Raw genomic sequence first — 14,915 nt, forward strand, 5'->3', positions numbered from 1 at the left:
TTGTGAATAATAACCTGCAACAGGGGCAGCTTGCGGAAATCGTCGCCGCCCTGAAAAATAAAAATGTCATCGCTTATCCAACCGAAGCCGTTTTCGGCGTCGGCTGCGACCCTGACTGCGAGCTTGCGGTTTCCCGTTTGCTTACCTTAAAACAGCGCCCGGTAGAGAAAGGCCTTATCCTGATTGCGGCAAGTTTTGAACAGCTCAGGCCTTATATTGACGAGCAGGCGTTGACCGCCGCTCAGCGTGAGGCTGTATTCTCCCGCTGGCCCGGGCCGGTCACGTTCGTCTTCCCGGCGCTGCCTTCCACGCCGCGCTGGCTTACCGGCCGTTTTGATTCTCTGGCCGTCAGGGTGACGGACCATCCGCTGGTAAAAGCGCTCTGCCAGGAATACGGCAAGCCGCTTGTTTCAACGAGCGCCAACCTGTCCGGTCTGCCTCCATGCCGCACCGCTGCAGAAGTGCTGGCGCAGTTTGGCGATGATTTTCCGGTGCTGCATGGCGAAACCGGCGGGCGCCAGAATCCTTCTGAAATTCGCGATGCCTTAACCGGCGAGCTCTTCCGCCAGGGGTAAAATGATGGACACTTTCGCCGTTTTTGGTAACCCGATTCAACACAGCAAATCGCCGCAGATTCATAAGCTGTTTGCTGAGCAACGACATATCGATCATCCCTATGGCCGGATCCTTGCGCCTGTGGATGCGTTTCTGGAAACTCTCGAATCGTTCTTTAACGCCGGCGGGAAAGGGGCGAACATCACCATGCCCTTTAAAGAACAGGCGTTTGCCCGGGCTGACGAGCTTACTGAACGCGCCGCTCTGGCGGGCGCGGTCAACACCTTAAAGCGTCTGGAAGACGGGCGGCTGTTGGGAGATAACACGGACGGCATCGGCTTATTAAGCGATCTGCAACGCCTGTCGCTTATTAAACCTGGCGATCGCATTCTTTTACTGGGCGCAGGCGGCGCGGCCCGCGGCGTTTTGCTTCCGCTTCTTTCCCTGGACTGCGCGGTGACAATTACCAACCGTACCTGTGCCCGGGCGGAAGAGCTGGCAAAACTGTTCAGCCACACCGGCAGCGTCCAGGCTGTTGAGCAGCAAAAGCTGGATGGACGCGAATTTGATCTCATCGTCAATGCGACATCAAGCGGCGTGGAGGGCGCTATTCCGGCGATCCCCGCGTCCGTGCTTTCGCATAATGTACGCTGCTACGATATGTTCTATGAGAAGGGGCTTACCCCTTTCCTGAAGTGGAGCGCGCAGCACGGCGTTCAATATTATGCAGACGGGCTGGGGATGCTGGTGGGCCAGGCGGCGCATGCTTTCCTGCTGTGGCATGGAGTCCTGCCTGAAGTCGCGCCGGTAATCGAAAAGCTCAAGCAGGAAATGGCGGCGTGAATCAGGCGATCCAGTTCCCCGATCGGGAAGAGTGGGATGAGCGACGCAATGCCGTCTGCTTTCCGGCGTTGGTTAATGGCTTTCAGATGACCTGTGCAATTTCAGGCGAGGCTGTCGCCAGCCGCTACGGCGGCGACAGCGCTCAGGAATGGCTTGCGCTGTTCCGCACGCACCGGTGGGATCTGGAAGAAGAAGCGCATGCCCTGATCCTTGATGAGCAGGAAGACGATCAGGGCTGGTACTGGCTGTCCTGAGCCAGATAGTCGTCTTTCCAGCGCACGTAGTTATTAGCGGAGTATTTCAGACCCTCAAGCTCCGCTTCCTTCAAAGGCCGAATCTGCTTCACCGGGCTGCCCAGATATAAAAAGCCGCTTTCCAGACGCTTGTTCTGGGGAACCAGGCTGCCGGCTCCGATCATGACGTCGTCTTCTACTACTACGCCATCAAGCAAAATCGCTCCCATGCCGACCAGAACACGATTCCCTATAGTGCAGCCGTGCAGCATCGCCTTGTGGCCGACGGTAACGTCTTCGCCAACGATGAGCGGGTTCCCATCAGGGTTATAAGACGACTTATGGGTGACGTGCAAAACGCAGCCGTCCTGAATGTTGGACCTTGCGCCGATGGTGACATAGTTCACGTCGCCGCGTATCGCCACCAAGGGCCAGATGCTGACGTCATCGGCAAGATGCACGTCGCCAATCACCACGCTGGAAGGATCCAACATCACGCGCTGGCCGATTTTGGGCGAAATTTTCTGAAATGAACGTAATACAGCGGACATAACAACCTCGGGAAATTCAGTGGATAGATAAACTCTGGCTGCTTTTTTGAGCATTGGCAAGCGGGTAAAGCGCTATAAAAGGGGCGGATCGGGCAAGATCTCATCGAAAAGGGTGAAAACTAAACACTTGAGAGAAAAGATCGAAAAAATGCTTGTGCAAAAAAACGGGATCCCTATAATGCGCCTCCATCGACACGGCGGATGTGAATCACTTCACACAAACAGCCGCTTCGATAAAGAGAAAAAATCCTGAATTTCAGGGTTGACTCTGAAAGAGGAAAGCGTAATATACGCCACCTCGCAACAGCAGGCTTCGCCGCTGATTGCACCGCTCTTTAACAATTTATCAGACAATCTGTGTGGGCACTCGCAGGATTGATATCTCAGCACCTCCGGGTGCAAAAAAATATCAAGCCTTGAAGAGTGACCAGACAGTAATTCATTAGTGAATTATGTGAATGTAATCTTTGAGCACCGCTTCACGTGTTGAAGCACATCAAGCTTTTAATTGAAGAGTTTGATCATGGCTCAGATTGAACGCTGGCGGCAGGCCTAACACATGCAAGTCGAACGGTAGCGGGAAGAAGCTTGCTTCTTTGCCGACGAGTGGCGGACGGGTGAGTAATGTCTGGGAAACTGCCTGATGGCGGGGGATAACTACTGGAAACGGTAGCTAATACCGCATAACGTCGCAAGACCAAAGAGGGGGACCTTCGGGCCTCTTGCCATCAGATGTGCCCAGATGGGATTAGCTTGTTGGTGGGGTAACGGCTCACCAAGGCGACGATCCCTAGCTGGTCTGAGAGGATGACCAGCCACACTGGAACTGAGACACGGTCCAGACTCCTACGGGAGGCAGCAGTGGGGAATATTGCACAATGGGCGCAAGCCTGATGCAGCCATGCCGCGTGTATGAAGAAGGCCTTCGGGTTGTAAAGTACTTTCAGCGAGGAGGAAGGTGTTGAGGTTAATAACCTCAGCAATTGACGTTACTCGCAGAAGAAGCACCGGCTAACTCCGTGCCAGCAGCCGCGGTAATACGGAGGGTGCAAGCGTTAATCGGAATTACTGGGCGTAAAGCGCACGCAGGCGGTCTGTCAAGTCGGATGTGAAATCCCCGGGCTCAACCTGGGAACTGCATTCGAAACTGGCAGGCTAGAGTCTTGTAGAGGGGGGTAGAATTCCAGGTGTAGCGGTGAAATGCGTAGAGATCTGGAGGAATACCGGTGGCGAAGGCGGCCCCCTGGACAAAGACTGACGCTCAGGTGCGAAAGCGTGGGGAGCAAACAGGATTAGATACCCTGGTAGTCCACGCCGTAAACGATGTCGACTTGGAGGTTGTTCCCTTGAGGAGTGGCTTCCGGAGCTAACGCGTTAAGTCGACCGCCTGGGGAGTACGGCCGCAAGGTTAAAACTCAAATGAATTGACGGGGGCCCGCACAAGCGGTGGAGCATGTGGTTTAATTCGATGCAACGCGAAGAACCTTACCTACTCTTGACATCCAGAGAACTTTCCAGAGATGGACTGGTGCCTTCGGGAACTCTGAGACAGGTGCTGCATGGCTGTCGTCAGCTCGTGTTGTGAAATGTTGGGTTAAGTCCCGCAACGAGCGCAACCCTTATCCTTTGTTGCCAGCGGTTAGGCCGGGAACTCAAAGGAGACTGCCAGTGATAAACTGGAGGAAGGTGGGGATGACGTCAAGTCATCATGGCCCTTACGAGTAGGGCTACACACGTGCTACAATGGCGCATACAAAGAGAAGCGACCTCGCGAGAGCAAGCGGACCTCATAAAGTGCGTCGTAGTCCGGATCGGAGTCTGCAACTCGACTCCGTGAAGTCGGAATCGCTAGTAATCGTGGATCAGAATGCCACGGTGAATACGTTCCCGGGCCTTGTACACACCGCCCGTCACACCATGGGAGTGGGTTGCAAAAGAAGTAGGTAGCTTAACCTTCGGGAGGGCGCTTACCACTTTGTGATTCATGACTGGGGTGAAGTCGTAACAAGGTAACCGTAGGGGAACCTGCGGTTGGATCACCTCCTTACCTTAAAGATACAACCCGCGCAGTGCTCACACAGATTGTCTGATAGAAAACGAGCAGTAAAACCTTATAGGCTTGTAGCTCAGGTGGTTAGAGCGCACCCCTGATAAGGGTGAGGTCGGTGGTTCAAGTCCACTCAGGCCTACCAAATTCTCCGCTATCCTGCGTTACAGCATCACTCGCATATCAAAATATGCTTCGTGACGCTGCGCCTTGACCAGCGAACAATTTTCGGTAAATCAAAGGTTTTACGAAATCGATGGGGCTATAGCTCAGCTGGGAGAGCGCCTGCCTTGCACGCAGGAGGTCAGCGGTTCGATCCCGCTTAGCTCCACCATCATTTCATGCTCAACGGTATCTCAAAACTGATTCTCAGGAATCACGTTTGAGATATTTGCTCTTTAAAAATCCGGAACAAGCTGAAAATTGAAACGACATGTCGTCTCATTCTTCCGTAATAAAGAATGGGTTTACGATATGTTCGAGTCTCTCAAATTTTCATAATCTGAAGTGAAACATCTTCGGGTTGTGAGGTTAAGCGACTAAGCGTACACGGTGGATGCCCTGGCAGTCAGAGGCGATGAAGGACGTGCTAATCTGCGATAAGCGCCGGTAAGGTGATATGAACCGTTATAACCGGCGATTTCCGAATGGGGAAACCCAGTGCAATCCGTTGCACTATCGTTAAGCCAATACATAACTTAACGAAGCGAACCGGGGGAACTGAAACATCTAAGTACCCCGAGGAAAAGAAATCAACCGAGATTCCCCCAGTAGCGGCGAGCGAACGGGGAGCAGCCCAGAACCAGCATCAGTTTGTGTGTCAGTGGAAGCGTCTGGAAAGTCGCAGGGTACAGGGTGATACTCCCGTACACAAAGGCACACCTTCTGTGAGTTCGACGAGTAGGGCGGGACACGTGGTATCCTGTCTGAATATGGGGGGACCATCCTCCAAGGCTAAATACTCCTGACTGACCGATAGTGAACCAGTACCGTGAGGGAAAGGCGAAAAGAACCCCGGCGAGGGGAGTGAAACAGAACCTGAAACCGTGTACGTACAAGCAGTGGGAGCCTCTTTATGGGGTGACTGCGTACCTTTTGTATAATGGGTCAGCGACTTATATTCTGTAGCAAGGTTAACCGTATAGGGGAGCCGCAGGGAAACCGAGTCTTAACTGGGCGTTAAGTTGCAGGGTATAGACCCGAAACCCGGTGATCTAGCCATGGGCAGGTTGAAGGTTGGGTAACACTAACTGGAGGACCGAACCGACTAATGTTGAAAAATTAGCGGATGACCTGTGGCTGGGGGTGAAAGGCCAATCAAACCGGGAGATAGCTGGTTCTCCCCGAAAGCTATTTAGGTAGCGCCTCGTGAATTCATCTCCGGGGGTAGAGCACTGTTTCGGCTAGGGGGCCATCCCGGCTTACCAACCCGATGCAAACTGCGAATACCGGAGAATGTTATCACGGGAGACACACGGCGGGTGCTAACGTCCGTCGTGAAGAGGGAAACAACCCAGACCGCCAGCTAAGGTCCCAAAGTCATGGTTAAGTGGGAAACGATGTGGGAAGGCACAGACAGCCAGGATGTTGGCTTAGAAGCAGCCATCATTTAAAGAAAGCGTAATAGCTCACTGGTCGAGTCGGCCTGCGCGGAAGATGTAACGGGGCTAAACCATGCACCGAAGCTGCGGCAGCGACACTATGTGTTGTTGGGTAGGGGAGCGTTCTGTAAGCCGTTGAAGGTGGACTGTGAGGTCTGCTGGAGGTATCAGAAGTGCGAATGCTGACATAAGTAACGATAAAGCGGGTGAAAAGCCCGCTCGCCGGAAGACCAAGGGTTCCTGTCCAACGTTAATCGGGGCAGGGTGAGTCGACCCCTAAGGCGAGGCCGAAAGGCGTAGTCGATGGGAAACAGGTTAATATTCCTGTACTCGGTGTTACTGCGAAGGGGGGACGGAGAAGGCTATGTTGGCCGGGCGACGGTTGTCCCGGTTTAAGCGTGCAGGCTTGTGTTCCAGGCAAATCCGGAACACTTTAAGGCTGAGGCGTGATGACGAGGCACTACGGTGCTGAAGTGACAAATGCCCTGCTTCCAGGAAAAGCCTCTAAGCATCAGGTAACACAGAATCGTACCCCAAACCGACACAGGTGGTCAGGTAGAGAATACCAAGGCGCTTGAGAGAACTCGGGTGAAGGAACTAGGCAAAATGGTGCCGTAACTTCGGGAGAAGGCACGCTGGCGCGTAGGTGAAGTCCCTTGCGGATGGAGCTGAAGCCAGTCGAAGATACCAGCTGGCTGCAACTGTTTATTAAAAACACAGCACTGTGCAAACACGAAAGTGGACGTATACGGTGTGACGCCTGCCCGGTGCCGGAAGGTTAATTGATGGGGTCAGCCGCAAGGCGAAGCTCTTGATCGAAGCCCCGGTAAACGGCGGCCGTAACTATAACGGTCCTAAGGTAGCGAAATTCCTTGTCGGGTAAGTTCCGACCTGCACGAATGGCGTAATGATGGCCAGGCTGTCTCCACCCGAGACTCAGTGAAATTGAACTCGCTGTGAAGATGCAGTGTACCCGCGGCAAGACGGAAAGACCCCGTGAACCTTTACTATAGCTTGACACTGAACACTGGTCCTTGATGTGTAGGATAGGTGGGAGGCTTTGAAGCGTGGACGCCAGTCTGCGTGGAGCCAACCTTGAAATACCACCCTTTAATGGCTGGTGTTCTAACGTAGACCCGTAATCCGGGTTGCGGACAGTGTCTGGTGGGTAGTTTGACTGGGGCGGTCTCCTCCTAAAGCGTAACGGAGGAGCACGAAGGTTAGCTAATCACGGTCGGACATCGTGAGGTTAGTGCAAAGGCATAAGCTAGCTTGACTGCGAGAGTGACGGCTCGAGCAGGTGCGAAAGCAGGTCTTAGTGATCCGGTGGTTCTGAATGGAAGGGCCATCGCTCAACGGATAAAAGGTACTCCGGGGATAACAGGCTGATACCGCCCAAGAGTTCATATCGACGGCGGTGTTTGGCACCTCGATGTCGGCTCATCACATCCTGGGGCTGAAGTAGGTCCCAAGGGTATGGCTGTTCGCCATTTAAAGTGGTACGCGAGCTGGGTTTAGAACGTCGTGAGACAGTTCGGTCCCTATCTGCCGTGGGCGCTGGAGAATTGAGGGGGGCTGCTCCTAGTACGAGAGGACCGGAGTGGACGCATCACTGGTGTTCGGGTTGTCATGCCAATGGCACTGCCCGGTAGCTAAATGCGGAAGAGATAAGCGCTGAAAGCATCTAAGCGCGAAACTTGCCCCGAGATGAATTCTCCCTGAGACTTCAAGTCTCCTGAAGGAACGTTGAAGACGACGACGTTGATAGGCTGGGTGTGTAAGTGCAGCGATGCATTGAGCTAACCAGTACTAATGATCCGTGAGGCTTAACCTTACAACACCGAAGGTGTTTTGTGAGAGACAGAATAATTTGATTTTCAGCCTGAACCGAGATTTTAAGCCGGTGGTCATGAGCAGTGACGGCCGGAGAACAGAATATGCCTGGCGGCAACAGCGCGGTGGTCCCACCTGACCCCATGCCGAACTCAGAAGTGAAACGCCGTAGCGCCGATGGTAGTGTGGGGTCTCCCCATGCGAGAGTAGGGAACTGCCAGGCTCCAAATTAGTAAAGTTTGCTTTTAAAGCAGGCTGTTAAGAATTAGCGTGCTGATATGGCTCAGTTGGTAGAGCGCACCCTTGGTAAGGGTGAGGTCCCCAGTTCGACTCTGGGTATCAGCACCACTTTTTAAGTTAAAGCTCGTCGATTTAATAAAGAATTTGCCTGGCGGCAACAGCGCGGTGGTCCCACCTGACCCCATGCCGAACTCAGAAGTGAAACGCCGTAGCGCCGATGGTAGTGTGGGGTCTCCCCATGCGAGAGTAGGGAACTGCCAGGCTCCAAATCAACAAAAAGGCCATCCGCAAGGATGGCCTTTTTGTTTTGCAGCATACTAAAAAAGACCGCGAAGGCGGCCTTTGCATATCAGTGGATAACCTGCGAGAGGAATGCGCGGGTACGTTCTGACTTGGGATGGGCAAAGAATTCATCCGGCGGCGCCTGCTCGACGATTTCTCCTCGATCCATAAAGATAACCCTGTCGGCCACCGTTCTTGCGAAGCCCATTTCATGCGTTACGCACAGCATTGTCATTCCTGACTGGGCAAGGCCAATCATGGTGTCCAGCACTTCCTTTACCATCTCCGGATCGAGCGCGGAAGTGGGCTCGTCAAACAGCATGATTTTAGGCTTCATACACAACGAGCGGGCAATCGCCACGCGTTGCTGCTGTCCGCCGGAGATTTGCCCGGGGAATTTATGAGCGTGTTCAGCGATCCGCACCCGCTCCAGATAGTGCATACCGAGCGCTTCGGCCTCTTTCTTCGGCATCTTTTTCACCCAGATTGGCGCCAGCGTGCAGTTCTGCAGCACGGTCAGATGGGGGAAAAGGTTAAAATGCTGGAACACCATTCCTACCTCGGTGCGCACTTTTTCTATATTGCGTAAGTCATCATTCAGCTCTGTTCCATCAACGATAATGCGGCCCTTTTGATGCTCTTCAAGATGGTTGATACAGCGAATGGTGGTTGATTTTCCGGACCCTGACGGCCCGCAGAGCACGATACGTTCGCCCTGCTTCACCTGTAAATTAATATCTTTTAGCACGTGAAACTGCCCGAACCATTTATTCACGTCTTCGAGCAGGATCATTGCCTCAGCAGGTTGCATAGTAACTTGACTCATTTTTATCCTCAGTGCGGTGCTCGCCCGGTGTTAAAGCGCTTTTCCAGATGCTGGCTGTAGCGCGACATGCTGAAACAAAAAGCCCAGTAGATCAGGGCGGCAAAGACATAGCCTTCCGTGGACATTCCCAGCCAGGCGGGATCCACCGTCGCCTGCTGCACGCTGCTAAACAGATCGAACAGGCCGATAATGATCACCAGGCTGGTATCTTTAAACAGCGCAATAATGGTATTGACCAGGCCCGGGATAACCAGTTTTAGCGCCTGAGGCAGAATAACCAGCCCCTGGGTTTTCCAGTATCCCAGCGCCAGCGACTCCGCCGCCTCGTATTGGCCTTTAGGCAGGGCCTGCAGGCCGCCGCGAACAACTTCGGCAACGTAAGCCGACTGGAAGAGGATGACCCCCACCAGGGCGCGGATCAGCTTATCGATGCTGGTTCCTTCAGAAAGAAACAGCGGCAGCATGACCGACGACATGAACAGCACGGTTATCAGCGGAACGCCACGCCAGAACTCAATAAATATGACCGACAGGATCCTCACCACCGGCATGGTTGAGCGGCGCCCAAGGGCCAGTAAAATGCCCAGCGGCAAAGCGCCGGCGATGCCGACCGAGGCGATGATCAGCGTTAACGTCAGCCCGCCCCACTGGCGAGTCTCCACCCGCTCAAGCCCCAGAAAGCCTCCGTACATCAGCCACCAGACTACCAGCGGATAAACAACCGCCCAGGCCGCGATATAGCGCCCGCGGCGCGGCATAGCATTCCAGAACATAGGTACTATCGAGAGCAGGCCGATAATCAGCGCAAGGTTGATGCGCCAGCGTTGGTCATGCGGGTAAAGCCCATACATAAACTGGCCGAAACGGGCGTGAATAAACACCCAGCAGGCTCCCTCTTTGGTGCAGTCCGCACGCGTTTCGCCCGTCCAGTTGGCCTGGAAAAGCGCCCAGTTAAGCAACGGCGGAATGAGTTCCCACATCATCCATAAACAGAATATTGTCAGCAGACCGTTGGACCAGCTGGAAAACAGATTTTTACGAGCCCACTGCAGCGCACCCGTACGAACGGCTTTAGGGGGCGCCTGATGGGAGGTTAATGCTTTCGTCATCGTGGGTCCTTAGCGCTCGATCAGGGCTATGCGGCGGTTATAAATATTCATCAGCAGCGAGATGGTCAGGCTGATAATCAGATAAACCGACATCGTAATGGCGATGGTTTCGATGGCCTGCCCGGTCTGGTTTAGCACGGTTCCCGCAAACAGCGACACCATATCCGGATAGCCGATAGCGGCCGCCAGAGAGGAGTTCTTCACTATGTTGAGGTACTGGCTGGTCAGCGGCGGAATAATGACCCGCAGCGCCTGGGGAATAATGACCTGGCGTAACGTCACCGTATTTGGCAGCGCAAGGGAACGGGCGGCTTCATGCTGGCCGTGCGGGACCGACTGTATACCGGAGCGGATAATCTCCGCGATAAAAGCGGAGGTATAAACCGAAAGGGCCAGCGTTAAAGCCGCAAGCTCCGGAATCAGAACCATCCCGCCGCGGAAGTTAAAGCCGCGCAGGGCAGGCACGTCCCAGTGCAGGGCCGCGCCGAAAATCCACTGCGCTATTGCCGGCAGCAAAATCAGTAAACCCAAAGCCACGGGCCACGTGCGGCGCAGCTGTCCGGTTTTCATCTGATGCATTTTGTTATAGCGAAACAGGCCGGCGGAAACGACCAGCGCGGCGGCTATCGCAATGATGAAGGCCAGCGCGCCTTCCCCCATCTGCGGCGAAGGGATATATAAACCGCGGTTGCTCAGAAAGAGCAGATCGAATGCGTTTACCGCCTGCCGGGGGCCGGGCAGATTGCGCAGTACGGCAAAGTACCAGAAGAAGATTTGCAGCAGCGGCGGGATGTTGCGGAATGTCTCAATGTAGATGGTCGACAGTTTGCGTAACAGCCAGTTTTCTGACAGGCGGGCAAGGCCCAGAAAGAACCCGATAAAGGAGGCAAACACGATACATAACGCGGATACCAGCAGGGTATTTAGCAACCCGACGACAAACACCCGGCCGTAGGTGTCGCCCTGCTCATAGTCAATGAGGTGCTGGACGATGCCGAAGCCGGCGGCGCGGTCGAGAAACGCAAAACCTGAGGTAATGCCACGATTATTAAGGTTAGTGACGGTGTTGTGTATCAGGTAAGCGGCGATGCCAACAACGATGGCGACGGCGATAATCTGAAACAGCCAGGCACGAACCGCGGGATTAGAAAAGGAGAGGTCTCCTTTTACGGTTGGGCGGCGTTGGAGCATAAGCAAACCTCAGTAACAGAAACTCTAACCCTGGGCACTGCTTATGCAGCGCCCATTCCTGACGTTTCGCTTAGCGAACTGGCGGAGCGTACTGGATGCCGCCTTTGTTCCACAGGTTGTTCTGGCCGCGTTTGATTTTCAGCGGGCTTTCGGAACCAACGTTGTGCTCGAAAATTTCGGCGTAGTTACCGACCTGCTTCACGATGTTGTAAGCCCATTTATTGTCGAGCTTCAAATCCTTGCCGAAGTCGCCCTCTTTGCCTAACAGATGCGCCATATCCGGGGTTGTCGGGTTAGCCGCCATCTGGTCGACGTTTTTAGAGTCCACGCCCATCTCTTCGGCGTTCAGCATGGCGAACAGCGTCCAGCGCACGATGGCGAACCAGTCTTCGTCACCACGGCGAACGACCGGCCCCAGCGGCTCTTTAGAAATCACTTCCGGCAGCACTATCCATTCAGCCGGGTTGCTCAGCTTGATACGCAGCGCGTACAGCTGGGACTGGTCAGAGGCGAGGGTATCGCAACGGCCGGACTCCAGCGCTTTCGCTGATTCATCGGAACGGTCAAACGTTACCGGCGTGTACTTCATGTTATTGGCTTTGAAGTAGTCCGCTACGTTCAGCTCGGTATCGGTACCGGCCTGGATGCAAACCGTTGCGCCATCCAGCTCTTTGGCGCTCTTCAGGTCCGCTTTATTGTGCGTAAGGAAACCGATGCCGTCATAGTAGGTTACACCGGTGAAGATCATCCCCATGCCCGCGTCGCGCGAAGAGGTCCAGGTGGTATTACGGGAAAGGATGTCGACTTCGCCTGACTGCAGGGCGGTGAAGCGCTCTTTGGCGGTCAGCGGCGTGTATTTAACTTTAGAAGCGTCTCCAAATACCGCGGCGGCGACGCCACGGCAAACGTCCACATCAATACCGGTAAATTTGCCGTTCGCATCGGCATACGAGAAGCCCGGCAGGCCGTCGCTGATGCCGCATTGCACAAAACCTTTCTTTTTCACGGCATCAAGCGAGGTACCGGCATGAGCCTGATTTGCAAGGGCTAACAACGAGCCGGCTGCAACCAGAGTGGCGATCATCATCTTTTTCATAATGCATCCTGTGTGGCGAAATTATCGTTATATTTGTGGCTCCCCTGAGGCGCCGTTTTCAATCTGTGGCAACTGCCAGTCTTTCTAAAGCAAAGGGAATGCCAGGTTTGCGACGGGCGTATTGCGTGTACGTTCGCCGCGGTAAGCTGAGTGTAGACAGGAAAATATGCGCACAACGCCCTTTGACGGTGCAAAATTGAAACCTGTGCCACATTTCAGAGCAAAAAAGTTTCAGAATTTGATCGGGGGAAAGGAACTGATTGCAGACGTTAATAGTAGCAGGGACAGGAACTGCGCCGGGATGTGAGAATTATCACGCTGTGAAATGCAATTGAATAAACTGACGTGATTTTGAGTGATTAGTTTCACGTTTCATTATTAGCGTCGATCGCTGATGGCGCTAAAATTTCACGCCGTATTAAAAAGTTGCACCTCAATAAGGCAAAGCAACAAAAAGCGCGGGTAAAGACCCGCGCTTTTTCATGTTACTGCAGAATCATTTAGTCAGTGCAACGATGCCCAGCGTCAGGCCTGCAAGAGCGGCAGCGCCGCCGGCGATAGCGCCGGCTGTTTCCCAGTTATCCTGAGTCGTGCCTTTCATACAGGTATTGGTATGCACCAGACGGCCCTGGTCATCATAGACCGGTACGCAAGGCGAGTTGGTAGCACAGCCGGCTAGCAGGGTGGAAAGCACAGCAGCGGCAATAAGCTTTTTCATTTTCAACCTCATTAATACAAACACAGGGGCAGGGATACTTTCATTGGCGATCTAACAACGCTGAGTCTTCACGGTATTCACCCCGATATGAATGTGCTGATTTTATCACCGCCATAACCGCGTAAGGAGCAGGGAATAATTGCAATTCATGTGCAGTGTAAACAAAGTGGAGAAAAGCGCATTACAGCGAAAAACTGAGGAGAAAAAATGGAGGCCGGGGCGATGGCAGAAGATAAAAAAGGCGCTTCCCCATGCCGAGTAGCGCCTTCTTAAACAGCAACCTAACTGATTAGTATCAGTTCATGCCGTATTTTTTCAGCTTTTTGCGCAGCGTACCACGGTTGATGCCCATCATCAGAGCAGCACGGGTTTGGTTGCCACGGGTGTATTGCATCACCATGTCCAACAATGGCTGCTCTACTTCAGCCAGTACCAGCTCATACAGATCGTTTACATCTTGACCATTCAGTTGAGCAAAATAGTTCTTCAGTGCCTGTTTCACAGAGTCACGCAGGGGTTTTTGGGTAACCTGGTCCTGAGAGTTAACGGTAGAAACGGTCAGTACGTCAGAATTTACGCGTTGTTCGAACATAGTTCTGTCAGCTCTTTATTTCTGTTTACGCAAAATTTTCGAAGTATGCCTCCAACGCCTCAAGCTGTTCGCTTGTGTCTTCAATGGCGTTGAATGTGCGCCGAAACTGGTCATCCGGAGCGTGTTCCTGGAGATACCAGGATACGTGTTTGCGTGCGATTCGGTATCCCTTTACCTGACCATAAAAGTCATGGAGTTCCCGAACGTGCGCGCAAAGTAAGCGCTTCACCTCTACCAGAGGTAAGGGTGGAAGCAGCTCTCCGGTGTCCAGATAGTGCTGGATTTCCCGAAAGATCCAGGGTCTTCCCTGAGCTGCGCGTCCTATCATCAGGGCATCAGCCCCCGTATAGTCGAGCACAGCTCTGGCTTTAAGCGGGTCAGTAATGTCGCCATTCGCGATAATCGGAATGGAAACTTTCTGCTTAACTGCCCGAATGCTGTCGTACTCAGCGTTTCCCTGGAATAAACAGGCGCGGGTGCGTCCATGAATTGTCAGGGCCTGAATGCCACAGTCTTCAGCCAGTTGGGCAATCTCTACACAGTTACGGTGCGCCGTGTCCCAGCCAGTGCGAATCTTTAACGTCACAGGAACGTCCACTGCCTTCACCACCGTCGTCACGATAGACTTCACCAGACTCGGGTACTGCAGAAGGGCTGAACCTGCCAGTTTGCGATTCACTTTCTTCGCCGGGCAACCCATATTGATATCAATAATCTGAGCGCCATTAGCCACGTTAATGCGTGCGGCTTGTGCCATTTCTTCGGGATCGCTTCCGGCAATCTGCACGGTGCGGATACCCGGCTCATCGACATGCACCATCCGTAAACGGGATTTGTCGCTCGCCCAGACTTCCGGGTTAGAAGACATCATCTCGGAAACGGTTAAACCTGCTCCCATCTCATAACACAGCGTTCTGAACGGTCTGTCGGTAATGCCAGCCATAGGTGCTGCGATAAGGCGATTTCTGAGCTGGTGGTGTCCGATGCGCATGAGTTAAGAAATGACCATACTGTACCTGCAAGGCGGCGTATATTACGCATTTTTTACCAGAGATGAAAGGACAAACTTTGAGCAATCCGCTGTTGTAGATCAATGAATCCTCAAGCTGTAGCGGTTATTGATTTTATTTATATTCATTATCAAACACTTAAATAATTTTGATTGATTTGTGCTCTTTTAAATTTTGCTGAAAATCAT

At 53.3% G+C, this 14,915-nt stretch carries 11 protein-coding genes, 3 tRNA genes and 4 rRNA genes; 10 read left to right on the forward strand and 8 right to left on the reverse strand.

Annotation, left to right across the window (positions count from 1 at the left end):
* Positions 1–2: 2 nt before the first annotated feature.
* The 3 genes from tsaC to WLO32_RS01945 are packed head-to-tail and all read left to right on the forward strand — an operon-like array spanning position 3 to position 1,652.
* A complete protein-coding gene (gene tsaC, locus WLO32_RS01935; protein WP_435946995.1) occupies positions 3–575 on the forward strand; it encodes an L-threonylcarbamoyladenylate synthase type 1 TsaC in 573 nt (190 codons plus the stop codon).
* Between the two features lie 4 nt (positions 576–579).
* Entirely contained in the window at positions 580–1,398 is an 819-nt protein-coding gene (gene aroE / locus WLO32_RS01940; RefSeq protein WP_435948228.1) for a shikimate dehydrogenase, read from the forward strand.
* Positions 1,395–1,652: a DUF1488 domain-containing protein gene (locus tag WLO32_RS01945; RefSeq protein ID WP_435946996.1), complete on the forward strand. Its 258-nt coding sequence runs from the start codon at positions 1,395–1,397 to the stop codon at positions 1,650–1,652. Before aroE ends, WLO32_RS01945 begins: the two co-directional genes overlap by 4 nt.
* On the opposite strand, the gene WLO32_RS01950 is transcribed toward WLO32_RS01945, so the two are convergent.
* Entirely contained in the window at positions 1,628–2,182 is a 555-nt protein-coding gene (locus WLO32_RS01950; RefSeq protein WP_435946997.1) for a gamma carbonic anhydrase family protein, read from the reverse strand. The genes WLO32_RS01945 and WLO32_RS01950 overlap by 25 nt on opposite strands.
* Positions 2,183–2,687: 505 nt before the next feature.
* Here WLO32_RS01950 and WLO32_RS01955 point away from each other — a divergent pair.
* From WLO32_RS01955 to rrf (WLO32_RS01985), 7 genes are all read left to right on the forward strand, one after another.
* Positions 2,688–4,229: ribosomal RNA gene (locus tag WLO32_RS01955) — 16S ribosomal RNA — on the forward strand.
* A gap of 68 nt (positions 4,230–4,297) precedes the next feature.
* Positions 4,298–4,374, forward strand: a tRNA-Ile gene (locus WLO32_RS01960).
* A gap of 113 nt (positions 4,375–4,487) precedes the next feature.
* A tRNA-Ala gene (locus WLO32_RS01965) sits at positions 4,488–4,563 on the forward strand.
* A gap of 195 nt (positions 4,564–4,758) precedes the next feature.
* A 23S ribosomal RNA gene (locus tag WLO32_RS01970) occupies positions 4,759–7,664 on the forward strand.
* Between the two features lie 106 nt (positions 7,665–7,770).
* Positions 7,771–7,886, forward strand: a 5S ribosomal RNA gene (gene rrf, locus WLO32_RS01975).
* 49 nt (positions 7,887–7,935) lie between these two features.
* Positions 7,936–8,011 (forward strand) — tRNA-Thr (locus tag WLO32_RS01980).
* Positions 8,012–8,050: 39 nt separating this feature from the next.
* Positions 8,051–8,166, forward strand: a 5S ribosomal RNA gene (gene rrf / locus WLO32_RS01985).
* Together the 16S, 23S and 5S rRNA genes with 3 tRNA genes alongside form the textbook arrangement of a ribosomal RNA operon.
* An 86-nt stretch (positions 8,167–8,252) precedes the next feature.
* Here the strand turns inward: rrf (WLO32_RS01985) and WLO32_RS01990 are convergent.
* The 7 genes from WLO32_RS01990 to dusB all read right to left on the reverse strand — a co-directional run bounded on the left by WLO32_RS01990 (position 8,253) and on the right by dusB (position 14,708).
* Complete coding sequence (locus WLO32_RS01990; protein ID WP_435946998.1) at positions 8,253–9,011, reverse strand: amino acid ABC transporter ATP-binding protein; 759 nt, start codon at positions 9,009–9,011, stop codon at positions 8,253–8,255.
* Between the two features lie 8 nt (positions 9,012–9,019).
* The gene (locus WLO32_RS01995; protein WP_435946999.1) at positions 9,020–10,120 is read right to left on the reverse strand and encodes an amino acid ABC transporter permease; all 1,101 of its coding nucleotides are present in this window, start codon (positions 10,118–10,120) and stop codon (positions 9,020–9,022) included.
* Positions 10,121–10,129: 9 nt separating this feature from the next.
* Complete coding sequence (locus WLO32_RS02000) at positions 10,130–11,311, reverse strand: amino acid ABC transporter permease (RefSeq protein ID WP_435947000.1); 1,182 nt, start codon at positions 11,309–11,311, stop codon at positions 10,130–10,132.
* A gap of 70 nt (positions 11,312–11,381) precedes the next feature.
* The gene (locus WLO32_RS02005) at positions 11,382–12,407 is read right to left on the reverse strand and encodes an amino acid ABC transporter substrate-binding protein (RefSeq protein ID WP_121266491.1); all 1,026 of its coding nucleotides are present in this window, start codon (positions 12,405–12,407) and stop codon (positions 11,382–11,384) included.
* 496 nt (positions 12,408–12,903) lie between these two features.
* Positions 12,904–13,125: a hypothetical protein gene (locus WLO32_RS02010; protein ID WP_121266489.1), complete on the reverse strand. Its 222-nt coding sequence runs from the start codon at positions 13,123–13,125 to the stop codon at positions 12,904–12,906.
* A gap of 295 nt (positions 13,126–13,420) precedes the next feature.
* Entirely contained in the window at positions 13,421–13,717 is a 297-nt protein-coding gene (gene fis, locus WLO32_RS02015; RefSeq protein WP_000462905.1) for a DNA-binding transcriptional regulator Fis, read from the reverse strand.
* Between the two features lie 25 nt (positions 13,718–13,742).
* Complete coding sequence (gene dusB, locus WLO32_RS02020; RefSeq protein ID WP_435947001.1) at positions 13,743–14,708, reverse strand: tRNA dihydrouridine synthase DusB; 966 nt, start codon at positions 14,706–14,708, stop codon at positions 13,743–13,745.
* Positions 14,709–14,915 lie beyond the last annotated feature (207 nt).

The organism is Dryocola mayonis (genome assembly GCF_051307045.1).
Lineage (GTDB): Bacteria > Pseudomonadota > Gammaproteobacteria > Enterobacterales > Enterobacteriaceae > Dryocola.